General features: G+C 43.5%; 20 protein-coding genes. 11 read left to right on the forward strand and 9 right to left on the reverse strand.

Annotation, left to right across the window (positions count from 1 at the left end; all coding sequences use genetic code 11):
• Positions 1–74 precede the first annotated feature (74 nt).
• From ACQRBJ_RS11765 to ACQRBJ_RS11775, 3 genes are all read right to left on the reverse strand, one after another.
• A complete protein-coding gene (locus ACQRBJ_RS11765; RefSeq protein ID WP_445303707.1) occupies positions 75–1,694 on the reverse strand; it encodes a RagB/SusD family nutrient uptake outer membrane protein in 1,620 nt (539 codons plus the stop codon).
• A gap of 24 nt (positions 1,695–1,718) precedes the next feature.
• Entirely contained in the window at positions 1,719–5,078 is a 3,360-nt protein-coding gene (locus ACQRBJ_RS11770; RefSeq protein WP_445303708.1) for a SusC/RagA family TonB-linked outer membrane protein, read from the reverse strand.
• Positions 5,079–5,179: 101 nt separating this feature from the next.
• Positions 5,180–6,529, reverse strand: a complete 1,350-nt coding sequence (locus ACQRBJ_RS11775; protein ID WP_445303709.1) for a glycoside hydrolase family 28 protein — start codon at positions 6,527–6,529, stop codon at positions 5,180–5,182.
• A gap of 293 nt (positions 6,530–6,822) precedes the next feature.
• Between ACQRBJ_RS11775 and argR the strand changes: the two genes are divergently transcribed.
• From argR to ACQRBJ_RS11805, 6 genes are all read left to right on the forward strand, one after another.
• Positions 6,823–7,311 (forward strand): arginine repressor, encoded by a 489-nt coding sequence (argR, locus tag ACQRBJ_RS11780; RefSeq protein ID WP_295345914.1) that lies wholly within the window; start codon positions 6,823–6,825, stop codon positions 7,309–7,311.
• 32 nt (positions 7,312–7,343) lie between these two features.
• On the forward strand, positions 7,344–7,949 hold the full coding sequence (locus ACQRBJ_RS11785; protein ID WP_203041610.1) for a GNAT family N-acetyltransferase: 606 nt from the start codon (positions 7,344–7,346) through the stop codon (positions 7,947–7,949).
• A gap of 75 nt (positions 7,950–8,024) precedes the next feature.
• Positions 8,025–9,227, forward strand: a complete 1,203-nt coding sequence (locus ACQRBJ_RS11790) for an argininosuccinate synthase (protein ID WP_445303710.1) — start codon at positions 8,025–8,027, stop codon at positions 9,225–9,227.
• Between the two features lies 1 nt (position 9,228).
• The gene (argC, locus tag ACQRBJ_RS11795; protein ID WP_445303711.1) at positions 9,229–10,230 is read left to right on the forward strand and encodes an N-acetyl-gamma-glutamyl-phosphate reductase; all 1,002 of its coding nucleotides are present in this window, start codon (positions 9,229–9,231) and stop codon (positions 10,228–10,230) included.
• A 108-nt stretch (positions 10,231–10,338) separates the two neighbouring features.
• On the forward strand, positions 10,339–11,481 hold the full coding sequence (locus tag ACQRBJ_RS11800; protein ID WP_445303712.1) for an aspartate aminotransferase family protein: 1,143 nt from the start codon (positions 10,339–10,341) through the stop codon (positions 11,479–11,481).
• A gap of 107 nt (positions 11,482–11,588) precedes the next feature.
• Positions 11,589–11,849 carry a DUF1016 N-terminal domain-containing protein gene (locus ACQRBJ_RS11805; RefSeq protein ID WP_262912644.1) on the forward strand — a complete coding sequence of 87 codons (261 nt, stop codon included), beginning with the start codon at positions 11,589–11,591 and terminating at the stop codon, positions 11,847–11,849.
• A gap of 349 nt (positions 11,850–12,198) precedes the next feature.
• On the opposite strand, the gene ACQRBJ_RS11810 is transcribed toward ACQRBJ_RS11805, so the two are convergent.
• The 6 genes from ACQRBJ_RS11810 to ACQRBJ_RS11835 all read right to left on the reverse strand — a co-directional run bounded on the left by ACQRBJ_RS11810 (position 12,199) and on the right by ACQRBJ_RS11835 (position 18,206).
• Positions 12,199–12,642 carry a retroviral-like aspartic protease family protein gene (locus ACQRBJ_RS11810; protein WP_235391811.1) on the reverse strand — a complete coding sequence of 148 codons (444 nt, stop codon included), beginning with the start codon at positions 12,640–12,642 and terminating at the stop codon, positions 12,199–12,201.
• 22 nt (positions 12,643–12,664) lie between these two features.
• Positions 12,665–12,811 carry a hypothetical protein gene (locus ACQRBJ_RS11815; protein ID WP_158556307.1) on the reverse strand — a complete coding sequence of 49 codons (147 nt, stop codon included), beginning with the start codon at positions 12,809–12,811 and terminating at the stop codon, positions 12,665–12,667.
• 158 nt (positions 12,812–12,969) lie between these two features.
• Entirely contained in the window at positions 12,970–15,096 is a 2,127-nt protein-coding gene (locus ACQRBJ_RS11820; protein ID WP_445303713.1) for a TonB-dependent receptor domain-containing protein, read from the reverse strand.
• Positions 15,097–16,076: 980 nt separating this feature from the next.
• Positions 16,077–16,286, reverse strand: coding sequence for a HepT-like ribonuclease domain-containing protein (locus ACQRBJ_RS11825; RefSeq protein WP_294970991.1), 210 nt, complete (start codon positions 16,284–16,286; stop codon positions 16,077–16,079).
• Positions 16,270–16,572, reverse strand: coding sequence for a nucleotidyltransferase family protein (locus ACQRBJ_RS11830; RefSeq protein ID WP_118415869.1), 303 nt, complete (start codon positions 16,570–16,572; stop codon positions 16,270–16,272). The genes ACQRBJ_RS11825 and ACQRBJ_RS11830 overlap by 17 nt, the downstream gene beginning before the upstream one ends.
• A 62-nt stretch (positions 16,573–16,634) precedes the next feature.
• Entirely contained in the window at positions 16,635–18,206 is a 1,572-nt protein-coding gene (locus tag ACQRBJ_RS11835; protein WP_298560046.1) for an ATP-binding protein, read from the reverse strand.
• A gap of 810 nt (positions 18,207–19,016) precedes the next feature.
• Between ACQRBJ_RS11835 and ACQRBJ_RS11840 the strand changes: the two genes are divergently transcribed.
• The 5 genes from ACQRBJ_RS11840 to ACQRBJ_RS11860 all read left to right on the forward strand — a co-directional run bounded on the left by ACQRBJ_RS11840 (position 19,017) and on the right by ACQRBJ_RS11860 (position 23,986).
• A complete protein-coding gene (locus ACQRBJ_RS11840) occupies positions 19,017–19,385 on the forward strand; it encodes a LytTR family DNA-binding domain-containing protein (protein WP_154483106.1) in 369 nt (122 codons plus the stop codon).
• Between the two features lie 5 nt (positions 19,386–19,390).
• Complete coding sequence (locus ACQRBJ_RS11845; RefSeq protein ID WP_445303714.1) at positions 19,391–19,912, forward strand: energy transducer TonB family protein; 522 nt, start codon at positions 19,391–19,393, stop codon at positions 19,910–19,912.
• 12 nt (positions 19,913–19,924) lie between these two features.
• On the forward strand, positions 19,925–20,983 hold the full coding sequence (locus ACQRBJ_RS11850) for a tetratricopeptide repeat protein (RefSeq protein ID WP_445303715.1): 1,059 nt from the start codon (positions 19,925–19,927) through the stop codon (positions 20,981–20,983).
• A 21-nt stretch (positions 20,984–21,004) separates the two neighbouring features.
• A complete protein-coding gene (locus ACQRBJ_RS11855) occupies positions 21,005–23,080 on the forward strand; it encodes a TonB-dependent receptor domain-containing protein (RefSeq protein WP_445303716.1) in 2,076 nt (691 codons plus the stop codon).
• Positions 23,081–23,203: 123 nt separating this feature from the next.
• Positions 23,204–23,986, forward strand: a complete 783-nt coding sequence (locus tag ACQRBJ_RS11860; protein ID WP_298531074.1) for a pyrroline-5-carboxylate reductase dimerization domain-containing protein — start codon at positions 23,204–23,206, stop codon at positions 23,984–23,986.
• Positions 23,987–24,059 lie beyond the last annotated feature (73 nt).

Raw genomic sequence — 24,059 nt, forward strand, 5'->3', positions numbered from 1 at the left:
TGCGTTACTGTAATAATAAAGGGAGAGCAGCAGACTGCCACCCTCCCTTATTGCTATCTAAATCACATGATTTATCAATATCCAGGATTCTGCTCCCAACCATTCAAATTGATTGTGTTTTGTGGCACTGGGAAGATGCGATGACGCTTGTCAAAGCTTGCATCCGGGAAGTCCTTGTAATGAGGGAAGAACTCATCCTCATAATGACCGAAACGAATCATATCATTACGACGCCAGTTCTCATCAAAGAATTCACGACCACGCTCATCATAGATTTCCTGCAAGGTAGGTTCGTTAGCTATCGTTGGAGCACCTGCGTATGAACGAATCTGGTTGAAGAGAGCTTTTGCACCACTACTACCCTGACGAGTAAGAGCCTCAGCCTTCATAAGGAGAACATCGGCATAACGGAAAATCGGCAGGTCATTAGACTGGTTACGACCATTATTATAGTCGGCTGGAGTAGTAAACCATTTGATGGAGTGACAACCCTGCTGATAAGCATTTGCGTCATTGCCAACTTCAATGGTGTTATCTTTCTTAGCAAGAGTGATGTTTTCCGTAAAATGTACCTGGTTGCCTTTATACATAAAAGGTTCAGTTGTAGGACGTAAAGTCTTTGGGTCACGAACATAGACATCACCACGAAGAATGCTGAGATTACGAATATCCCCATCCAGAGAGAACAATTTGGCAAACTCAGGAGTGACTACCATGTTACCACCAAACGACTGAGTAAACTTATCTGTTGAACCATAGACATTTGGCAACAAATTTTTCATATCCTTGAATGTACGAGGACGAGCATACTGCATACCCTGACGATTGATGGCATCATATGGTATTGCGTATATGAAGTCTTCCACCTTCCAGCTATTGTCGTATGAGAACTTATGAAGATAGTCAACAGAACCCAAATTGAACTTACCACTATTGATAATATCATCGCAAGCAGCAATACAAGCATCCAACTTTGGATTTGCAGCAGTTGCTGCATCATATTGGTCAACCGACTCCGCCGTATAAACAGGCCAGTTGATATATAGCTTGGCAAGAAGAACCTCTGCCATCCATTTAGTAGGCTTGCCGTATGTATTTTCAGTAACATCATCCGTCAATGCAGGGATAATGTCATTAAGCTCACTCTCAATCCACTCCGCAACTTCCTTACGTGGAGAACGAGGTACCACAGAACCTTCAGCCTGAACTTTATCCAAAATAGGCGTATCACCATAATTATCCATCAAAATCCAGGTATAATAAGCACGTATGGCACGAGCAGGCGCTTTCATCTGGGCAGAAGCTCCACTACCCAATTCCTCCAAGATGGTATTCGCCTTTGTAATACCAGCCGTCACATCATCATACCAACCGATAGAGGCATCATTAGGAGAACTACAATGTAGTGCTTGGTGAGCATAGGTACCACTGTCATAATAACCGCCAGCAAAAGCGAGTGAAGTAAACTCATCGGAAGCCAAGCATTGCGCCTCCATATAACGGCGACCCAATGTTCCTGCAAGATGGTAATATACATCCGCCATTTTTGCCTCCACAACAATCATAGGATCAACTCCTGAGTTTTGACTAGGATCCTCAGTATATTGCGAGTTTGGACTCATGTCCAAATCCGTACAGCCGGTAAGTGTCATAGCTAACAATCCAGCTGAAATAAACAATCTATTTAGTTTCATATTCTGTAATCTGATTAAATGTTATTACTTAACAGTCACAATAGCGATACGGTTAGCATGATTGGTATCCGCACCCTTGGCGATAATACGAGTCACATTCACGCCCTTATTCTGTAGATACTTAGCTACTGCATCTGCACGTTTCTGAGACAACTGCTGATTTACAGAAGACTTGCCTTCAGGAGAAGCGTATGCTACAATCTCGACATTAGCGCCACTCTTGATGCCATCAAGTTCTGAAGTATTACCAATCTCTGCAGAATTTACAGGGAATGTTACAACGTATGTGCTCTGTACGAATGTTGTCTTTCCTGGAACCTCCTTAACCACTTCCTTGATTACTGGTACTTCCTTGATTACCTCTCGGTCGATATACTGTGGCGTAGCCTTTTTCTTCTTGCTTCCACCGAAATTAATCTTAACACCCACCATGAAGGTACGTGTATGTGGATAACGGCTCCAACGATAATCGATACCCGGATCAATGCCACCCATATTCACCTCAGAATCAAGTCCCTTATAGTTAGTGATCGTAAAGAGGTTATTGGCTGTGCCATAAAGAGTCAAATCCTGAATCCAGTCATTAAAGCAATTACGGAATGTATAACTCAAAGAGAGCGTCTGAAGACGAACATAAGATCCTTTCTCTATATAACGGTCCGAAGGAAGTGAGCTTGAAGCATCGCCAACAGGATTAGAAAGGAATTCTTTCAATACGTTCTTACCATCTGAGAACATTTGAGCAGCCGTATAGTGAGCGCGAGCACTATTATAAACGTCATTACCGAACACACCTGTGATAAATGCGTTCAGACTCCAGTTCTTATAAGTAAGCGTATTATTCCAACCTGCATTGAGCTTAGGTTGCGCACAACCAGTTATAGAACGGTCTTTCAAACTTGGATTATTGGTAGTTTCGCCTGTACGATTACCATTTTCATCAAGAACGTAGTACTCTGAGCGTCCATTTACAATTCCTGCATACTGATACGTATAGAATGTACCAATAGGTTCGCCCTCCATAATTCTCTGTGTCCAACCATCAGCAGAAACACCAGCTACCATTGGGTCACCCTGGGTGAGATTAGTAGTATGGAATGTCTCATTCTGCATCTTATCGACAGTATTCTTGTTATGAGAGAGGTTGAGGGTAGTACTCCACATGAAATTCTTGGTACGAACAGGCACCGCATTCAATGTGAACTCAATACCCTTATTGGTCATCTCACCCACATTGGCATCCATCCAACCATATATGTACTGAGTTGTAGAAACAGGATAGCTCCAAATCAAGTCCTTGGTCTTCTTATGATAAACTTCTACAGTACCATTCAGACGTCCCTTCAAGAATGCGAAGTCGAGACCAATGTTCAACATACCTGTTGACTCCCACTTCAAATCAGGGTTTGCATTCTTGGTTGCACCGTATGTGCGATAAGTCTTACCATCATATACGAATGTACCAGAAGCACCATACGTATTATAAGAAGAATACACATCGAAGCCCATGGCATTACCAGAAATACCATATCCCGCACGAAGTTTCAAGTTATCGAAGATATGCTGGTTCTGCATAAACTTCTCCTCAGTGATATTCCAGGCAGCAGATACAGAAGGGAAAGTTCCCCAACGATTGTTCTTGCCGAATACCGAAGAACCGTCACGACGAATGGTTGCCTGAAGCATATAACGACTGTCAAAAGAGTAGTTCACACGACCGTAGAAAGAGATATTACGTACCTTCTCCAAATAGCCGCTCTGAACGGAGTTCTGAACGCCCAAGATGGTTTGTGCGTATGACATATTATACCATCCAAGATCATCATTATAGTAACCTTCAACACTGAGACCGAATCCATCGTTATTCTTCTTTTCTTCCCAAGAATAACCAGCCATCAGGTCAACCTTGTTCTTACCGGCCGTAAAGTTGTAGTTCAGATAAGTCTCAAAAGTCTGTTCACGACCAAAATAGGTGTTACGGGTTGCCTGACCATTCTTGTTACCAATACCCTCTAACTGAGAGTTACGGGTATTATAGGCACTATAAGTACTTTGATAATTACTCCAAGAATAGTTGACATTCCAGACCAATCCTTTCCAGAGTTCAAGTGCTGTCTTTCCAACAAACTGGTTACGTTTCCATACAGTCTCAGACTTATTTTCCTCCATCAATGCAAGAGGGTTATAGTTCTTGGAACCAGAGCCTACTGTCCATATTCCATCCGCATTTTTGATGGCATTTGTAGGAGAATAGTAGTTCATGGCATCAAGCACAGATGCACCCTCATTGCCAGATGGTACGCCAAAGTGTTTGCCATACATCATATTCGCACCAAGAGAAACAGTAAGGTGGTCTTTCAATGTCTTGGTTGACACAAGAGAACGGACATTGAAACGGTCAAAGCCTGTCATCTTGATGACACCCTCACGCTTTCTGAGATCGGCACTAATCATATAATTAGTAGAACCATTTCCACCACTAATGTTTACATTATGATTATGACTTATACCAGTACGAAGCACCTCGTCTTGCCAATCCGTATTGGCGCCACCATCCTTGAGAGTTATATTGTTGTCCTTTGCATACTGACGCAAATCATCAGCTGTACACACATCATATTTCTTCAGAATATTATCAAAAGCCACATAGCCATTGTAAGAGACATTGGTTTTCTCCTCAGCACCCTTCTTGGTAGTAATGATGATTACACCATTGGCAGCCTTGGAACCATAGATGGCCGTAGCTGTAGCGTCTCGAAGAACGTCAATGGACTCGATATCTTCTGGAGACACAATAGAAATATCAACTCCAGGAATTCCATCCACTACATAGTAAGGTGACATGGCACCTGTACGGAGAGTAGAAGCACCACGAAGTGTAATGGTAGGAGAACCGTTAGGATCGGCAGTAGAAGAAACCACCAAACCCGGAACCTTTCCCTGAAGCATCTGACCTGGGTCTGTGAACACACCTTGGTTCAAATCTTCAGCCTTCACAGTAGTAATTGAAGAGGTAACATCCTTACGGCGCATCGTACCATAACCTACCACAACCACCTCGTTGAGGGCAGTGTTATCTTCATCCAACACAATCTGACTATTGCCACTTGCCTTAATGGTCTTTGACGTAAATCCAATGTAAGAGAACTTCAACTTTGCTCCCGGCTTCACATTCAAGGTATAGTTACCATTTATATCGGTAACCGCACCATTGTTAGTACCTACCTCCATGACGCTTACGCCCATGAGAGGTTCGCCATTGGCATCTTTTACGGTACCGCTGACCTTACTTTGTGCAAATGTGAGTGTACTCACCAGCAGAAGGGCGGAAGAAAGCAATACTCTTTTCATGATTCTTCCATTTGTCTTTTGTACTATTTGCATAACTTATTAGATTTTGTTATAAATAATCGGATGCAAAGGTAGTACTACCTTATTACACCTGTTTAAGATTTTAGTTTCAATTCTATTAAAAGATTGTTTTTCTAGTCATCTATACCGAAAGTTTTTCCTCCATAGTTTACTTTCGTTCCAACCTGCACTCTCAGATCATCAATCTCTACATCCCTGGCATTCTCCACATAGACTCCATATACCTTATTATATATAAAGCCCTCGCCACGACATGGACGCTTGTCATACACGCCGCCATCATAGCCTGTCAGTTTCTTCAAGTTGAGATGTACATTGTTGAGATAGATATTGTTTACCTTATCCGGAGTATCTCCGCCGATAAAGCATCCGTTTTCTGAAGTGGCATAAATATGATTGAAGTAGATATGACTCACCTCGCCACATCTTCCTACCGTCTGACCTTTAGGGAATCGCCAGTTGGCATCCTTGTGATTTCCATTGGCACGAGGGTAAGAAGTAACGTAAATAGATTCTGCCTTGCCCCACCATACATCGCTCCACAGCTGGCAATCCAGAATGATGTTAGAGAAAACCACATTGCTCACGGTTCCCTCGTCACGGTTCTGAATACCAAGACCACGGTTGCTACCCTTGATCACGCAATTGTCGATAACCACATTATAGATGGAATCCATATTCTCACTGCCAATCTTCACTGTACAGCTGCGGCTCTCCATCACACAATTCGTTACAACGATATCGTGGCAAGAACCATATTCTTCAAACTCACGGCGGTTTTTCAGGCAGATAGCATCATCGCCACTGGTAATATGACAGTTGGCAATGCGCACATTCTTGCTATGATCAATATCAATGCCATCACCATTACGGATCTTGAGATTGTTGAGCAGATTGATTCCATCAATCACTGCCCCATCGCAACCGATGAGATGCACCGTCCAGTAAGCACCTTCCCGAATGGTAATATCACGGATATTGAGATTCCTGACTCCCATCAGGGTAAGCACATGCGGACGGGGATCGAAAGTAGTGACCGGCTTGAGCTCATAACTATCAAAAAGTTCAGCCCCCATAAACTTGATACCATTGCCATGAATCGTACCATGCCCAGAGAACGAAAGATTCTCCACATCCTTCGCCCATATCCACATCATACCTTCACCCTCGTTCTTGCCGAAGGCGCTGAGATGATAGATACTCTCATCGGGATTGGCTTTCCAGACGGAATTGGTTTCAAGAACGATGTTCACGTTTGATTTCAACTGTACGGGTCCTGAAAGAAAAACATGATTGGCGGAAAAGACCACATCTCCCCCTCCGACATTCGTACAGGCATCCACAGCTTTCTGAATGGCGATTGCGTCATCACTGATTCCGTTACCTCGAGCACCGAAATCCATCACATTGAAACTACGACCATAGAGAATACAGGGTATGGCCAACAGAATCAATAAGTTCATCGTTATTTTATTTACCATAGGCTTAAAGATTAGTTGCTGCAAAAATAAACAAAAAAATTAAGAACAGCAAGTTTTAAGCAAGAAAAATGCAAAATATCTCAAAAATACGTTTTATTCCCTCCTTCTCAAAACCGCAAAATGCATAACATGCATATTTATTCTGCATATTTCATGCATAAATACAATAATAAACAACAAATTATCGTTAATTATGCAAATTTTATTCATATATTCTTGGCGTTTTCATATATTTATTGTAATTTTGCAACCGCAAACGTATAAAAATACATCACATGAAGGTAAAGAATAGCAGATTAGAAACATTAAAGATGCTTATCTCAAGCCAGGAGCTCAGTTCGCAGGAGCAACTCCTGCAAGCTCTTCACAAAGAAGGCTTCCAGATAACGCAAGCAACATTGAGTAGAGATTTGAAACTGCTCAAGGTTGCGAAAGCCGCTTCTTCCAGCGGTAAATATGCTTATGTCTTGCCAAACGACACCTTGTATAAGAGAGTTTCCCATCCTTCATCTGTTGCCAAGATGATGGTGAGTACAGGATTCCAGTCTGTCCACTTCTCTGGCAACATGGTTGTTATCAAAACAAGACCAGGCTACGCCAGCAGTATCGCCTACAACATAGATAACAGTGATATTCCTCAAATACTGGGAACCATCGCTGGTGATGATACGATATTCCTGGTAAAGAAAAAAGGAACTGCCGAAGAAGAAGTAATCAATGCTTTGGCTGAAGTTATTCCTGACATTCATAAAGATAATAAATAAGAATACAAATACATTATAAATATACAGAGAAAATGGAAGAAGTAAAAGTAATGGTGGCTGACGAAAGTCACATCAAGTACATCGACACCATTCTGACTACAATCGCAGAAGCAGCAAAGAAACGTGGTTCAGGTATCGCCAAGCGTTCACCTGAATATGTGGCTACCAAGATGAGAGAGGCAAAGGCGGTTATCGCACTTCAGGGCGATAAGTTCGCAGGCTTCAGCTACATCGAGACTTGGGGCAACAAGCACTATGTCACCACATCAGGTTTGATCGTTCACCCAGACTTCCGTGGTATGGGACTGGCTAAACGCATCAAGAACCTGACCTTTACGCTCGCCCGACAGCGATGGCCTCATGCCAAGATTTTCTCTTTGACATCCGGTTCGGCTGTCATGAAGATGAACACCCAGCTGGGTTATCTTCCTGTTACCTTCGCCGACCTGACCGATGACGAGTCTTTCTGGCGTGGTTGCGAGGGTTGCATCAACGTAGATGTCCTCCATCGTACCAACCGCAAATACTGCATCTGCACCGCCATGCTCTTCGACCCAGAGGAGCATCTGCCTATCAAGCTTCCTCAGGAGGTGATTGAGAGAATCAGAAAGATTGACGGACCTTCTGCAGAAATTTAAATCCTTATATATGATTAAGGTGTTGGCAAGAATGCCATCTAAACATTATTCATCACATATTAAACATAAAATAAAATGGCAAATAAGAAAGTAGTAGTCGCTTTTAGCGGCGGTCTCGATACATCATACACTGTAATGAAGTTGACCCAGGATGGCTGGGATGTTTATGCAGCATGCGCTAACACAGGTGGTTTCTCTGCCGAGCAGTTGAAGACCAACGAGAAGAACGCATATAAGTTGGGTGCCAAGGCATACGTCACTCTCGACGTTACCCACGAGTATTACGAGAAATCATTGAAATACATGATTTTCGGTAATGTGCTCCGCAACAACTGCTACCCTATCTCTGTATCTTCTGAGCGTATCTTCCAGGCTATCGCCATCGCTCGTTACGCCAAGGAGATTGGTGCTGACGCCATCGCTCACGGAAGTACAGGTGCCGGCAACGACCAGATTCGTTTCGACATGACATTCCTGGTAATGGCTCCTGGTGTAGAGATCATCACCTTGACCCGTGACAAGGCACTTTCTCGTAAGGAGGAGGTTGACTATCTGAACGAGCATGGTTTCTATGCAGATTTCACCAAGTTGAAGTATTCTTATAACGTAGGTATCTGGGGAACCAGTATCTGCGGTGGTGAGATTCTCGACCCAACCCAGGGTCTCCCAGAGGAGGCTTATCTGAAGCACGTTACTGCCAAGGAAGAAGAGGCTGAACTGAAGATTACCTTCGAGAAGGGTGAAATCGTGGCTGTCAACGGCGAGAAGTTTGATGATAAGATTGCTGCCATCCAGAAGATTGAGGAGATTGGTGCTTCTTACGCCATCGGTCGCGACTGCAACGTGGGTGATACCATCATCGGTATCAAGGGTCGTGTAGCTTTCGAGGCTGCAGCTCCTAAGCTCATCATCGAGGCTCACCGCCTTTTGGAGAAGAGCACATTGAGCAAGTGGCAGCAGTATTGGAAGGACCAGGTAGGCAACTGGTACGGAATGTTCCTCCACGAGAGCCAGTACCTGGAGCCTGTAATGCCGGATATCGAGGCAATGTTGACTTCTTCTCAGCGCAACGTAAACGGTACAGCTATCCTGAAGCTCCGTCCATACAGTTTCCAGACTGTAGGTATCGACTCACCAGACGATTTGACCAAGTCTAAGCTCGGTGAGTATGGTGAGATGCAGCATGGTTGGACAGCCGAGGATGCGAAGGGCTTCATCAAGGTAAGCTCTACCCCACTCCGTGTTTATTATGGTATGCACCCTAACGAGGAAAGATAATATGGTAAAAGTAGGTATTTTAGGAGCAGCTGGTTATACAGGAGGTGAGTTGATTCGCCTCCTTATCAACCATCCTGAGGCAGAGATTGTATTCGCCAATAGCGAGAGCAACGCCGGCAACCTGGTGGCTGAGGTTCACGAGGGATTGTATGGCGAGACTGATTTGAAGTTTACCGCCGAGATGCCTTTCGACCAGGTGGATGTCATCTTCTTCTGCTTCGGTCACGGCAAGAGCGAGGCGTTCCTGAAGGAGCACAATGTTCCGGAGAACGTGAAGATTATCGACCTGGCACAAGACTTCCGTCTTGCCCCTGAAACTGTGGTTGCTACCCTGCAGCCAACCCCAGCAGCTCACGATTTTGTATATGGTCTTCCAGAAATAAATGAATCAAAAATAGCCGTAGCTCAGCACGTGGCAAACCCAGGTTGTTTTGCAACTTGCATTCAACTTGGTTTGTTGCCTGCTGCTAAGATGGGCCTCATCAACAGCGATGTTTTTGTTAATGCCATTACCGGTAGCACCGGCGCAGGTCAGAAGCCAGGCGCCACTACCCATTTCTCATGGCGCAACAACAACATGAGCATCTACAAGGCATTCAACCATCAGCATGTGCCAGAGATTCGTCAGAGTCTGAAGCAGACACAGGGTTATCTCGATGCAGCCATCGACTTCATCCCTTACCGTGGCGACTTCGCCCGCGGTATCTTCGCTACAGAAGTTGTGAAGACCGATAAGCCAATCGAGGAAATCGTAGCAGGTTACAAGGAATTCTACAAGGATGCCAAGTTTACCCACTATGTGGATAAGGCAATCGACCTGAAGCAGGTGGTGAATACCAACAAGTGCCTGGTTCATGTGGATAAGTATGGCGATAAGCTCCTGATTACTTCCTGCATCGACAATCTTCTGAAGGGTGCCGTAGGTCAGGCTGTTCAGAATATGAACATCATGTTTGGTCTCGACCAGACTGCAGGTTTGAAACTCAAGCCATCAGCATTTTAGATAAAAGAATACGGAAGAACGGATGAAAAATCATTCGTTCTTCTATCATAAAAATAGTTTGTAATAAGATAACTCTATGAGTTGTCTTTCTTAAAACATAGATTTAACATGAAACTTTACGAAGTATATCCTCTTTTCGATATTAATATTATAAAAGGACAGGGCTGCAAGGTATGGGACGACAAGGGGCAGGAATATCTCGACCTTTATGGCGGTCATGCCGTTATCAGCATCGGTCATTGCCATCCTCACTATGTGGAGATGCTCACCAACCAGTTGAACAACCTGGGTTTCTATTCCAACTCTGTCATCAACAAGTTGCAGGTGAAACTCGCTGAGCGTCTGGGCAAGATAAGCGGTTATGAAGATTATCAGTTCTTCCTCATCAACTCTGGTGCCGAAGCAAACGAGAATGCCTTGAAGCTGGCTTCCTTCACCAACGGAAGAACCCGCGTGCTATCTTTAGAAAAGGCTTTCCACGGCAGAACATCCCTTGCCGTAGAGGTAACAAATAATCCAAAGATCATCGCTCCTATCAATGATAATGGTCACGTAACCTATCTTCCTATCAACGATTTGGAGGCTTGGGAGAAGGAACTCGCCAAGGGCGATGTATGTGCTTGTATCATCGAAGCTATTCAGGGCGTAGGTGGCTGCAACATGGTAACTCCTGAGTTTGCTCAGGGCTTGCAGGCAGCCTGCAAGAAATACGGCACTTTCCTGATTTGCGATGAAATCCAGTGCGGCTATGGTAGAAGCGGTAAGTTCTTTGCTCACCAGTGGTTGGGCATCAAGCCTGACCTCATCACCGTAGCCAAGGGTATCGGTAACGGTTTCCCTATGGGTGGCGTGTTGATTTCTCCTGAGTTTACTCCTGTATATGGTCAGTTGGGTACTACCTTCGGTGGCAACCACCTGGCATGTACAGCAGCTCTCGCCGTTCTCGATATTTTCGAGAAGGAGAACCTGGTACAGAATGCGCATGAGGTTGGTGAATATCTCATTGCCCAGCTGAAAGAATTGCAGAAGCGCAACAGCCATATCACAGAGGTTCGTGGCCGTGGCTTGATGGTAGGAGCCGTACTCGACATTCCTCACAAGGAAGTTCGCAGCAAGCTCATCCACGAGCAGCACTGCTTCACCGGTTGCGCCGGCACCAACATCCTCCGCATCCTCCCTCCATTGGTATTGACCAAGGAGAATGTGGATGACTTCATCGGAAGATTGGAAACCGTATTGAAGGAAGTATAAACCCATTGAGATAAGAATATAAAGAAAACTCAACCCATAAAAGAAATAGGAAACACTCCTATCGTGAGCAGCAAGCCCTTTGCGGTTTGCTGCTTTTTTGTTTCACATTGGAATGGTGTATAAAAATACTTCATGAGCGCAAGATTGAAAGCGGGTATGGTGACAGCGTTGTAAGACGGTTGTCAGCAGACCTAAAAGAACGATACCCGAAGATGGGTGTCTCGCCACATCAACTTTGGAACATGATGAAATTTTATGAGCGTTACGCTGGGCATGATGAAAAAGTGCTACGGAGCGTAGCACTTTTGCCGTGGTCGCACAATCTGCTACTGTTGAGCAAGGGGCTGAATGATGAAGCTACGCTATAGAAGTGGAACTTGCACTTAAGATATGGGAAAACCTATCGGAGTGGCAGACTATCAGCTGATAGTACCGAAAGAGAAATTACAGAAAGCCCTTACTGATGAGATAAAAGCATTTAGTGAGGAAAAAGAAAAAAAGATTAATTGAGCAAGCAAATGTCAAAAGCAAATAATAGAGCGGCAGCCGATACATTTTTGGCTGTCGCTCTTGGCCTATGCCTTCCCCATAAAGATGACGGAGAGTGAATGCGTAGCGGAGCTGTTCAAGAGGTATGCGAAAATAGTGGAATAAAGAATTTGCAATATAAGCCAACAAGGGCATTTGCCGACAATATCAGCAAATGCCCTTGTGCTATTAAGGCTCCAAGACTATCTTTCCTTTCGATGGATAACGATAACTAAAACATATTTTTCCTTGATTATTGCTAACAACGAAATCTCCCTGAGCTATAATATCCATTCCCACAACAAGGTCATAGTCTCCAATGTCACTACAAAGTGCCTTTACATTCTTGAAAACAATGTCATTCGCCAAATAAAGACTTATCTCATAAACCAAGGACTTGACTATTCCACCAACACCCTCTACAAGACTTTCTTCCAACGGAACTAGCTCTAACGCATCAACCACTTGTGAAGAAATAAGGGTATTGGTTGCACCTGTATCCCAAACCATAGATGAAACCTGCGTATATTTTAACTGCCCACTTTTAGTAATCTCATCTATGCTCGGCATAATAATACTATCAGTCTGGATGACATTAACCAAACTATCATACTCCCTGTTCAATACAGCCATAAGCTTATAACCTTAACTTATATCAAACTTTTACCGCATTGACAGTCACAACCCTTGCCACATAGCCATTAGGCAAAGATGGCATATCAACTACCTCATTTACAGGATGCTCCTTAAGAAACTCCTCCCAGGTAGTATGAACTACTTTTAATTTATTGTTCTCTTTCATATCTTAAATATAAAAACATTAACTTTAAACGACTTTCACGCTGCAAATATACGCCTTTTATTTTTTATCTCCAAACATTCCTGCCTAAAAGTGCAAGCCTACCTCAAAAAATATAATCTTAAATGGCTTTACTTTCAAATAAAAGTAATAAAAGATATTTATAGTCGATTCAGCTCTGTATTACCGGCACCAGTTCCCTTGTACTTGCTACGTGTGGTATTGAACTTATAGCGAAGGGTGAGTTGCAGGTCTCTCGTACCTCGCTTAGATACTTGCAAGAGTTCCATCTTCTGGTTATAGAGCAAGTCGGCATCCCAACATTTGTAAAGCAGGTCGTTGCCTTTTATTTCCAAGGTAAGGGCATCCTTTAGGAATGACTTACTGATGCTGACATCCAGTACATGCTGCTCTTTGGCAAGATATACATTCATCGTGTTACCCTTGCTCTGATAGCGATAATCCACGTTAAGGATGATGCCGCATGGCAAGGAGAAGGCATTATTGAAGTTGCCCATGAAGATAGGACGATTCAAGCGATAAGATGCCACATCAGTATGGAGGGTGAACCAGGGTTTCTGCATGCCCAAGTTGATTTGTGGCGCCCAAATGCCTATCTTTGGAGCGGCACTGATGTAGGCGGTCATGCTCTTGAGACTCTTCACGTTCTTACGACTTATCATGGTAATAGCTTCGTCCTCAGGAATTTGCTCTGCCCAATAGATGATGGCATTGCGAGAGTCCTTGTAGTTGACCATAAACTGGATGAACTTCCATACACCCGATAATTCCACTCTGTGATTGGTTTCGTTGTCGAGATAAGGATTACCTGTCTGGCGAGTAAATCGATTCATATAAGATACATTGTTGCTCAGTTGACTATATGAAGGACGAGAGGTCTTTACCGAATAGCTCAACTGTGCCATTACCTTACCTATCTTCGCACCATAGCTGATGGTAGGAAAGAGGTTGCGGAAGGAGCGACTCTGCTCGGGCTGATAGATGCCTGCATCATAATACTTGAATCTTACATACTCGTATCGCAATCCCGCCGTGATGTTTCCTATCGGGGTGAGGCGTGCGTATTGGATGAATAGACTTGCCGTCTGCTCCTCCAACTTGCTATAAGAGCTGGCGAGGAGGTCGGTGCGATTCACTTCGTAGTCATCGTTACGATGAGTATTGATATACTCAGCTCCATAGGAGAGATTACCGCCTAAGAGAGGAGAGGTAATTACGAGTTTGGTAGCTACCATCTTATTGCTCACACGATTCTTGGAGTTGATGTTACGAGAATCGTGCTCCTGGCTCTGTTCATCGCTATAGGCATAAGCCCTGTTTGTACTGAAATAGAGGTCGGTATTCAGATCAATAGTGGTCTTGCCCAATGTGCCGTTGTAGTAGGCATTCAATTGATGGCTAGGGCTGTCCTTGTCGACCGTCAGACCATCGGTTTTGATATAGTCGTAAAACTTACCGTCGGCAGTCACCTGACTATCGAAAAAATCTTTTGAGCGAGAATAGCCTGGCGAGGTCAAGGTGTATCTCGCACCAATGGAATGATTGGCATTGAAATCATAGCTAAAACCACTGATAAGACGATGCGATTCTATACGACCTGTTACTTCGTTGTTGTTATGCTGTTGCCAAAGCGTATCGACATGTACAGTCTGTTCGTAGGTGGCCTTTTGCATCCATGTTGCATCAGAGAACTTATAAGTGGCAAAGAGATTCAGTCCATTATGACGATAGTTCATGTTAACCTGTTGGATGGTATTGTCGTGCTTATTGTACCAATACACAGAGCGAGTATCAAAGCCGAAGCCTTCGCCTTTCTTCTTGATGGTCTTGATTTTGATTACCGCATTTACCGAAGCATCGTAGGCGGCTCCTGGATTCTGGATGACTTCCACACTCTTGATGTCGGACGATTTGATGTTATCCAACTCACTGATGTCTTGCATCTTCCTGCCGTTGATATATATAATAGGTGTACCCTTGCCGACCACCTCATATCCATCTTTCTTCTTCACGATACTCGGCACATGCTTCAATACATCTTCTGCCGTACCCATCTTGCCAAGCACGGTTCCTGCCACGTTGGTCAGCAGTCCTTCGTGGGTCTTCTTATATTGAGGAAGATGAGCTTTCACCACCACTTCGCCAAGTTCTTTGGAGAACTTATCAAATAGGGTCGTGTCGGAAATCTGTTCGCCGTTGATGTTCTGTGCCATTATCTGTGTTATGGCAATGCCACTGAAGAATGCTACTAATGCAAGTCTTTTCATTGTCTTATTATTCTTTATGTTGTTACTATTCTTATTTGTTGCAAAATAGCAAGGCAACGGCTATGCCAAAAACATAAACAACTGATTATCAGAATATATAGGAAAAAGGCCATAAGATGACCTGTCTAAATACTTGACACTGCTGTCTAGTTATTAGACAGAAAAGCCATCAAAAAGGTTGCGATGCGACATCATCTCCTTCATATATTCATGGTATTATCATTGTATTCTTGCTGCAAAAGACTGAAAAACAATAAAATAGCAAAATCTATCGCATTTTTAAGAGGAACTTTTTGCACTATCAATACACTTTTATGAGGGACTTTTCGAGCTATCCATACACTTTTATGAGGGACTTTCTACTTTTTTGTAGCAGTTTCCCAAAAATGAACTGTAAACAAACATAAAACCAAGACAACAACAGACAACAAACTGGATTTCAATAGAGAACTGCGATTATGCCGAGATACTGCGACATGCTGTCGCAGTAATTGAACATGCCAGGACAGAAATAGCCCGACATATCGATGGTTTTATGCAGGGCATAATGAGAAAGTGCAACGGAGCGTAGCACTTTTGCCGTAGTCGCACAATCTGCTGCTGTTGAGAAAGGGATAGAGGTGGAATTTTCACTTGAAAATATGGGAAAACCTATCGGAGTGGCGGATATGGTAAAGAGGTATGCGGATATGGTAAAGTAGAAGCTATGTAAAAGAAGGATCGCAAGTTCAACATAGAACTGTAATTTTCTGGTAGATGAGAATAAATAATCTAATACCAGAAAACACCGAGGGGTTTGGGGGCGAGAAGCCCCCATCAGTTTAAATTCAAAATACAATGGACTAGACGAAAGAATGCCATGGAGTTGCAAACCGCCTTGCATCTCATAAAAGAAGGAATTGTCTTCGAGAAGGAGAACGCTCAGACTGAGGCATTCCATCATTGATATAATGGTTGGTTATGATTGCTGAACAGATTCGTCATTCCCCACAATAATGTTCCCAATCTATCTCGTTCAGGTATTTCTCCACTTGAGCCTTGATTTCGGGAATATTCTCTTTTGCGGTTGCCCAAAGAATACGAGGTAACACCTGCGAATAACCATGCACCAAAACATGGCGCATACCTTCCACCTGTTTCCAAGGAATCTCCGGGTGACTTGCATTGAATTCCCTAACTAGCTCTCTCATATACCAAGATTTTATCTCGTTCCACACTCTCCTGAGCATACGGACGCAAAGAGCCATCAACAACCAAGTCAACTTCACGACCTAGCAGTTGCTTCAAATCCTCATACATTCCTCCATGAGTAAGCAAAGTAAACGAACCATGCTCAAAATCGGGGACAAAGAGAATATCTATATCGCTCTGAGCCTTTTCTTCACCACGAGCAAAAGACCCAAAGATCCATGCCTTCAACACAGGCTTCCTAGACATATAATCATGGATTATACGTATAATTTGATATCTATCCATATTTACCTCCTCATATTTAAATAGTAATAAGAAGATGTTTAACCCATTCATCACAAGCAGTATTATGCCAATGCCTCCACTTTCCAGTCATCGATACTTCGACGGTCTTCCGAGAAGTTGATACCCACCTTGTATTTCTTTCTGCTGTCATCGGCGAAGGCAGCGAGATAGTCCTTGCTGTCGATTTGCTCCATCGCTGCCTCAGCATCCTTTTTATATTTAAGTTCCAATACATAGATGCTGCGCTTGGTTTTCAGCACCATGTCGATTCTGCCATCAGATGTAGGCACCTCTGGAGTAACATCACATCCGAGGATTAACAATATGGTGTAGAGCACGGCTTGGTAATGGCGTTCGTTGTTGTTGACCAATGTATATGGGAACTTCTTGTAGAAAGTCTGGAGATGAGGGAGGAATGCCTCCATATTGTCCTCGGCACTCAGGATGAAGTTCTTTGCCCATGCCATGTAGATAGCATCACGGTCGCCCATGCCGTCTGGGGCATAATAGCGGAAGAGGCTGTTGGAGAAGCCCTTGCGCACCTCTTCATTAGGGAAGGCAAGCTTGTATAATTTCGCCAAACGATTGTATGACTTGATTGTGAGATAGCCGCTTTGGTATAATACCGGCACAGGGTCAACAATCTTCTCTGTTGGAGTATCGAAGCGGTCGGAGGTTGTCCAAATGTCGTCCAACTGGAGCATATCAACATTTTTCTCTTGAAGCAGTTCTATCAGGAAGGTAGGAGTACCCGTAGAGAACCAATAGCTATCAAACTCATGGGTCTCTAAGCAATTGAACATGCTGTAAGGATTATACATATCGGCACCTTTCCCACTAAAGTGGTAGCCATCGTAATTATATCTCAGCTCAGCTAAGGCCTCCTCATAGTTCATATCATTGGCCTGAGCCAATTCCTCTATGTCATCGTGGAAATTTTCCAAGAGTTCTTCCTTGCTGATGCCACAGATAGAACTGTACTTATCCCACATGCTGATATTCGTGATATTGTTCAGTTCGCTGAAGATACTCAACTGGCTAAACTTGGAGATTCCTGTTAAAAAGACAAAATGAAGATTGTCCTCTTCTGACTTCAAAGGACTGAAGAAGTTGCGCATGATGTCACGTATCTTGTCCTGCAAGTCCTTGTCTTTCATAGAGTCGTGCATCGGCGCATCATATTCATCGATGAGCACAACCACATTCCTGTCGGTCTTTTGCTTGGCGGCATTGATGATGCGAATCAATCGGACATTAAAAGCCTCGGTACTAACAGAAGTTATTTGGTATAAATCCTCGTATGTTTCAAGAATCTTATCAAGAGTTTCTATCAGGCTTTCCATATTATAATATTTCCCCTTGCTAAGATCAAGATGGATAACGGGGTGTTTCTCCCAATCTTTTTCCAAAGCTTCCAGCTTTAGTCCTTTGAATAGCTCTTTCTTTCCTTCGAAGTATGCTTGTAGGGTTGTGACAAGGAGTGACTTTCCGAATCGTCGAGGACGACTCAGAAAGCAATATTTCTTCTCATGCACCAACTCATAGATTAAGTCGGTCTTATCTACATATACATAATTTCCCTCTATGATATTCTTGAAAGTCTGTATTCCGAGAGGATATCTTCTACCTTTCATAAGCTATTCCCTTTAATTATGGTGGCAAAGTTAAGGTATTTTTCTTGATTAACCAAACATTTTGTAGTCTTTTAGCCCGATAACTCGAAAAATCACCTTAAATGTCTCTACTTTTGAATAAAAGTAACAAAAGATTACTAACGCTTCCTACCTCATATCGTCAAGAAACTACAATGTTGCAAATCGCCTTGGCCAGCAAGTTCACTATACACAAGAAAAATGTTTTTCTTTTTTTATTGCCACATCTGCCACACATGAATTTAACTCATTGATTATAAACGAATAATGCGTGGCAATAAGCGGTACTTTTATTGTCACCTAATGCCACCTAATGCCACGCTCCAGGTCAGGCAACTAGGGTTCTTGAGCCAGCTTCATGGCATCGGGGATATTCACCGAAGACGTTGCCCAGTTTTGCCCGAAGCCTCGGGCAAATGTGCCCGACATGCCCGGGCACATTTGTTCATTACGTCGGTCATTCGTGCTCATTATGTCGGTCATCCTTGCTCATTACGTCGGTCATCCTTGCTCAAGTACGTGGGATGGCAAACCTCTGTGGTTTAACGATTTTAGGTGACCACTTTTAGTTTTATTTATAAGACGAGTTGGCTCGGTTAAAACTTATTTATAATTCACGTTGACTTTCCTGAAGCTTAGTCATATTTTTAGTTGAGCACCTTAAATAGATAGTCATATCTGGAGTTTGACTTCATATTCTCCACAAAGCAAGTCCACTGGTTCACAAAAAACACGATACCTCCAGCCATACTTTTGAAATATTATGCTTATCTTTGCACCAAACTTATCAGTATGGAAGAATATCTCATCATATCAAATGCCAACTTCTTGCTCAGAGTGGCTTCCGAACAGATAGCATACGTCTGTTCGGAAGGAAGCTATTGCAATCTCCGACTCACCAACGGCGATGAATACACCTTCTCGTTCAACCTTGTGGTCTTTGAGAAGAAAATAGTAGAGCAACTTGCCCAAACGGCACACTTCTTCGCCCGTGTTGGCAGAAACTACATTATTAATAGTCAGCACATTTTCAGCATCAACCTCAACACTTCAGAACTAGTGTTGTACAACGAGTGGTTTAGCGAGAAATTCACCCTGCACGTCAGCAAGGAACCACTCAAACAATTAAAAGCACTTTTAGACAACTCCATAAAATCGTAAAAGGTATGAAAGGAAAAAACAATCAGGAAGAAACTTATTTCCTGGGCAAAGCACAGGAAACAAGATACACAAAATCTCATTTATATAAAAAGGTAATTGGGATTGCCGCTTGCGTGATAGCAATAATAGGTATAACCATCGTCCTTATGTTCAAACCGCAAAGCGTATCGCAACCTCATGTGTTAAAGACGATAGCAGTTTTACCGGAAGGTGGTCAGATGCCTGTCTTCAACGGCAATGGCGACATCAACGATTTCCTAAGATGGGTGATGACAAACATCCAATATCCTAAAGGATTGGAAGACAAACCTGCGCGAGTAGTCATCAACTTCACCGTTCAAAAGGATGGAACATTGGGATTGTTTAAAGTTCTCGAAGCTCCCAAAGAAAAAGCATACGAGCAGACTGTGATTGAACTTCTCAAGAAAAGTCCCCATTGGAAGCCTGCCAGGCTCTCCGATGGCGAGGAAGTCAACATGGAGTTTACCTTGCCTGTCGTTTTCACTCCCGAAGTAAGAAAGAAATAATCAGCAAAAACGATGAAACAGTTTAGATTGATCCTTATATTATGGCTATGTATGGCAATGAATGCCAAGGCCAACGAGACCACAACAAATCAACTTCAACAAGGAGATAGCTGTTTGAGTAGATATGATGTGTTTCATGCAACCCAATACTACCAAAAGTATCTGGAAGCAAATCCGTCTCACCTGGGAGCACGCAGGAAACTGGCTTCCTGCTATCGGAAAGTAGGCAACTACACCGCCTGCATTTCTTGCCTAGACAAGATTCCATCAGATAGCATCAACCACGAAGACATGCGAATGTTCTATTATGCATATCTCAATCAGAACAACAATGACAAGGTTTCTCTCTGGGGTGAACGCATCGCATTCTTATTCCCATACGACAGTGAAATTATCGCTTCGCTTGCAGTGCATTACAATGGAGTGAACAAACCAGACAGAGCAGAAAAAGTGGCGAAGAATTACATTTCTCAATGTGATTCCACGAACTTATATGTCAACAAGGAATATGCCTATTCCCTATTCATGCAATTCAAATACGATGAGGCTATACCCTTGTATGAGAAACTGATAGCGCAAGGATTTGATAATTTCGAATCCAATTTCATCCTTGGTCTCTGTTATGAGGACCTGCCGGACAATGAAAAAGCGCTGAAACATTACCAGAAAGCAGTTCAGTTCAAAAGCGACAATGCCACTTGCCTTTTCCACTTGGCTTTGATAGAGAAATCCTTCTGCATGGATTCATTGTCTATGGCTCATTTCAACCAGTCATTAGAGGTTTCCTTGCCAAAAGACAGAGCTTTGCGAACCTATAAATGGCTAGCCGACTTACATTTTCAACACAACCGATATGCAGACGCAGCCCATGACTTTGAGTTATGCACCTTATACGATGAGGAAGATAATCCTCTCAACCATTACAATGCCGCCCAAATGTTCATAGCTTCCAAGAACAAGCTGAAAGCGAAACAGCATCTCCAGATGTTCTTAGCAAATGCAAACAGACTAGAAGATAAAAAAGAGGCAGCGCAACTCATATCCAAAGCCAAAGAGCAGCTCAAGCAATAACCATCAAACTCACATAAATACATGAAAATAAATTTTATCTTAGGTTCAGCATTATTGCTGAGCCAGCCCCTTTGCGCTCAAAACGAAGAGGCAAAAGACACGCTTACCACCCAGATGATGATGCAAAACCTGCCAGAGGTTTTCGTCAAGGCGACACGTCCTATCGTCAAGGCAGAAAGAGGACAGTTGGTTTACAACATGCCACTGCTCATAGAGAAAATGCCGGCAGACAACGCTTATGATGCCCTTACCCGAATACCAGGAGTAAACGAACTAAACGGCAACATCAACTATGCAGGAAAGGAACTGACTCTCATCATCAACGGCAAACCAACCACGCTCAATTACGCACAACTGGCAGAGCGATTAAAAGCCATGCCCGCCTCACAATTAGCCAAAGCCGAAGTGATGCTGGCAGCGCTAGCACGCCTACATGTTCGTGGAATGGTCATCAACCTGATTACCAAAGACTATGTAGGAAAGAACCTACTTTCAGGACAAATACAAAGCATCTGGAGCCAAAGCAAATACGGAGAAGGGGAAGGCAAAGGCAACCTGCTGTTCCAAAAAGGAAAATTCGGACTGGATGCCATGTATTCATTTACAGATGGAACATCATACGGTGAAACTACTACCAATGCCAATCATCCGCTTCAAGGAAAGCGAGTAGCGTATCATGACAAGACCTCACAGAAAACCCTTGGATTGACTCACAACTATCGCTTGGGACTGAGTTATGCATTTGCTGATAACCACCAGCTATCCCTGGCATATACAGGAAAATGGGACAGCAGTCATCCTCATCATGAAACGATGGGAACAGGCACATCCCAGCAACAGGGCAATGAACATACCTACCTGCACAATGTAGATGCCAGCTACAACCTGCCCTTTGGACTACAAATAGGCATATCCTATCTCAACTACCAAAATCCCAGCCAGCAATGTCTGGAAGGAACAATACTTGACGAAGAACGTATTCTATACACAAACAGCAAGCAGGTAATAGACAAATGGCTTTTCACCGCCGATCAATCCCACTCATTGAAGAAGGGTTGGGAACTGTCGTATGGTATGAAATTCCAAAACAGCAACAACAGAAGCTACCAAACCACGACCAACAAGGATGGAGCAGACATTCCAGATGCAACCAGCCAGGTGAATATCGAAGAAAGAATCTTGAGTTTCTATAGCGGCATAAGCAAACAGATAAACGAGCGAATCAGCTTGGAAGCCTCTGTCGAAGCGGAGCAGTACCATTCTCCACAATGGAACAAATGGCATATTTATCCCACACTTAATGCATCGTGGAAAGCCAATCCTGGCAACATACTCAACTTATCCTTCAGTTCCAGCTCACAGTTTCCTAGCTATTGGTCAACTATGAGCAGCATTTACTATGCCTCTACCTATATGGAGATATGGGGAAATCCTCATCTCAAGCCTTACTCTACATACGAGACCAACCTGATGTGGACTATCAAAAGTCGCCATGCATTGATGGCATTTGCAGAGTTCCAACCCAACTATTCTGTGCAGTTGCCTTATCAGACTACCGACCACCTGGCAGTCATTATGAAGGAGACCAATTTCGACTATAACCATACTATGGGCATTAGAGCATCGACGACTTTCGGTATAGGCAATTGGATGAACGGAAGTGTTTCGGCAACAGGAATCTACAGACATGACAAGAGTAACGATTTCTTTGACTTGCCCTTCAATCGCAAACATATCTCTGCCATTCTTGCCGGAAATCTATCCGCCCAGCTTAGCCAAAGCCATCACATCCATTTCATACTTAACCCATTCTATCAGTCAAAAGCCATTCAAGGACTCTATGACATCAAATCAGTCTTTCTTTTGAATGCTATGTTGAGATGGGCTCCCGATAATGATAAATGGAGCATTGTGGTTAAAGGCAGCAACATCTTCAACGAGGGATTCTCTACAAAATCAGTACAAGCCAATCAAGACTACCACATGAACATCAAGCAAGATTGGGCATCTGCCTCCATCTCCATCATCTATAAGATAGGCAAGTACAAGGAAAAGAGAACCAAGGACGTAGATACTTCCAGAATGGGAGTAAACTAGCGAATTTCTTAAAATATCGTCAGTAAACAAGCGTACTTTCTTAAAAAATCGTCTATAGACACGCTATTTTCAGATAAAAGTAGTATCTTTGCACCATAATTGCATTTTAACTATAAGACGACAATGAAAATAACAATTATCGGAGCAGGTGCCATGGGCGGTGCTATGGCTGAAGGACTCTTGCAGAGCGAGAAGTTCACTCCATCAGATATTACGGTATCAGACCATAACCAACCAGTATTGGATCACTTCGCAAGCGAAGGAGCCAGCGTAACTCTCGACAACCAGTTGGCTTGCCACGGCGCAGACATCGTATGCGTGGTAGTAAAGCCATGGTGCGTGGAGAAGACATTGAAAGGAATCAAGGAGGCACTCAACTACAAGAATCAGAAACTCGTAGTCGTTGCTGCCGGTGTGCCATCAGCCAACATCAAGGAGTGGTTAGACAAGGATGGTATCACCCCAACCTTCTTCCTCGTGATGCCAAACATCGCCATCGCCTACAAGCAGTCGATGACCTTCATCACTCCTGTAGATGCATCTGCCACAGAAATCCAGCAGATTACAGAAATCTTCGATGAATTGGGCGAAAGCCTCATCATGGAAGAACGCCTCTTCCCTGCTGCCACCGCCATGTCGTGTGCCATCGCTTACGCCATGCGCTATGTAAGAGCCAATGTGGAAGGCGGCGTAGAGATGGGCTTCAAGGCAAAGGATGCCCAGAAGATTGTCTTGCAGACCATCAAGGGAGCCGTAGAGCTGCTTCAGGAAACAGGCGAACACCCTGAGGCTGCCATTGATAAGGTTACTACTCCAGGCGGCTGCACCATCAAGGGCCTCAACACCATGGAACAGGGCGGCTTTACTAGCGCTGTCATCAATGGTTTGCTGGCAGGAAAAAAATAAAATCTATCTGTAGATGATAGAAGACATATAGCAAACAACCCATAAAAAAAAGCAAATGCAACAGGAGTTTTAT

This window comes from Prevotella sp. SGI.167, from assembly GCF_050313615.1.
GTDB lineage: Bacteria > Bacteroidota > Bacteroidia > Bacteroidales > Bacteroidaceae > Prevotella.

Bases quoted from the DNA above. Each gene is read 5' to 3' on its own strand.
- ACQRBJ_RS11765 (WP_445303707.1), bottom strand. From the start codon at position 1,694: ATGAAACTAAATAGATTGTTTATTTCAGCTGGATTGTTAGCTATGACA.
- ACQRBJ_RS11770 (WP_445303708.1), bottom strand. From the start codon at position 5,078: ATGCAAATAGTACAAAAGACAAATGGAAGAATCATGAAAAGAGTATTG.
- ACQRBJ_RS11775 (WP_445303709.1), bottom strand. From the start codon at position 6,529: ATGAACTTATTGATTCTGTTGGCCATACCCTGTATTCTCTATGGTCGT.
- argR (WP_295345914.1), top strand. From the start codon at position 6,823: ATGAAGGTAAAGAATAGCAGATTAGAAACATTAAAGATGCTTATCTCA.
- ACQRBJ_RS11785 (WP_203041610.1), top strand. From the start codon at position 7,344: ATGGAAGAAGTAAAAGTAATGGTGGCTGACGAAAGTCACATCAAGTAC.
- ACQRBJ_RS11790 (WP_445303710.1), top strand. From the start codon at position 8,025: ATGGCAAATAAGAAAGTAGTAGTCGCTTTTAGCGGCGGTCTCGATACA.
- argC (WP_445303711.1), top strand. From the start codon at position 9,229: ATGGTAAAAGTAGGTATTTTAGGAGCAGCTGGTTATACAGGAGGTGAG.
- ACQRBJ_RS11800 (WP_445303712.1), top strand. From the start codon at position 10,339: ATGAAACTTTACGAAGTATATCCTCTTTTCGATATTAATATTATAAAA.
- ACQRBJ_RS11810 (WP_235391811.1), bottom strand. From the start codon at position 12,642: ATGGCTGTATTGAACAGGGAGTATGATAGTTTGGTTAATGTCATCCAG.
- ACQRBJ_RS11815 (WP_158556307.1), bottom strand. From the start codon at position 12,811: ATGAAAGAGAACAATAAATTAAAAGTAGTTCATACTACCTGGGAGGAG.
- ACQRBJ_RS11820 (WP_445303713.1), bottom strand. From the start codon at position 15,096: ATGAAAAGACTTGCATTAGTAGCATTCTTCAGTGGCATTGCCATAACA.
- ACQRBJ_RS11825 (WP_294970991.1), bottom strand. From the start codon at position 16,286: ATGAGAGAGCTAGTTAGGGAATTCAATGCAAGTCACCCGGAGATTCCT.
- ACQRBJ_RS11830 (WP_118415869.1), bottom strand. From the start codon at position 16,572: ATGGATAGATATCAAATTATACGTATAATCCATGATTATATGTCTAGG.
- ACQRBJ_RS11835 (WP_298560046.1), bottom strand. From the start codon at position 18,206: ATGAAAGGTAGAAGATATCCTCTCGGAATACAGACTTTCAAGAATATC.
- ACQRBJ_RS11840 (WP_154483106.1), top strand. From the start codon at position 19,017: ATGGAAGAATATCTCATCATATCAAATGCCAACTTCTTGCTCAGAGTG.
- ACQRBJ_RS11845 (WP_445303714.1), top strand. From the start codon at position 19,391: ATGAAAGGAAAAAACAATCAGGAAGAAACTTATTTCCTGGGCAAAGCA.
- ACQRBJ_RS11850 (WP_445303715.1), top strand. From the start codon at position 19,925: ATGAAACAGTTTAGATTGATCCTTATATTATGGCTATGTATGGCAATG.
- ACQRBJ_RS11855 (WP_445303716.1), top strand. From the start codon at position 21,005: ATGAAAATAAATTTTATCTTAGGTTCAGCATTATTGCTGAGCCAGCCC.
- ACQRBJ_RS11860 (WP_298531074.1), top strand. From the start codon at position 23,204: ATGAAAATAACAATTATCGGAGCAGGTGCCATGGGCGGTGCTATGGCT.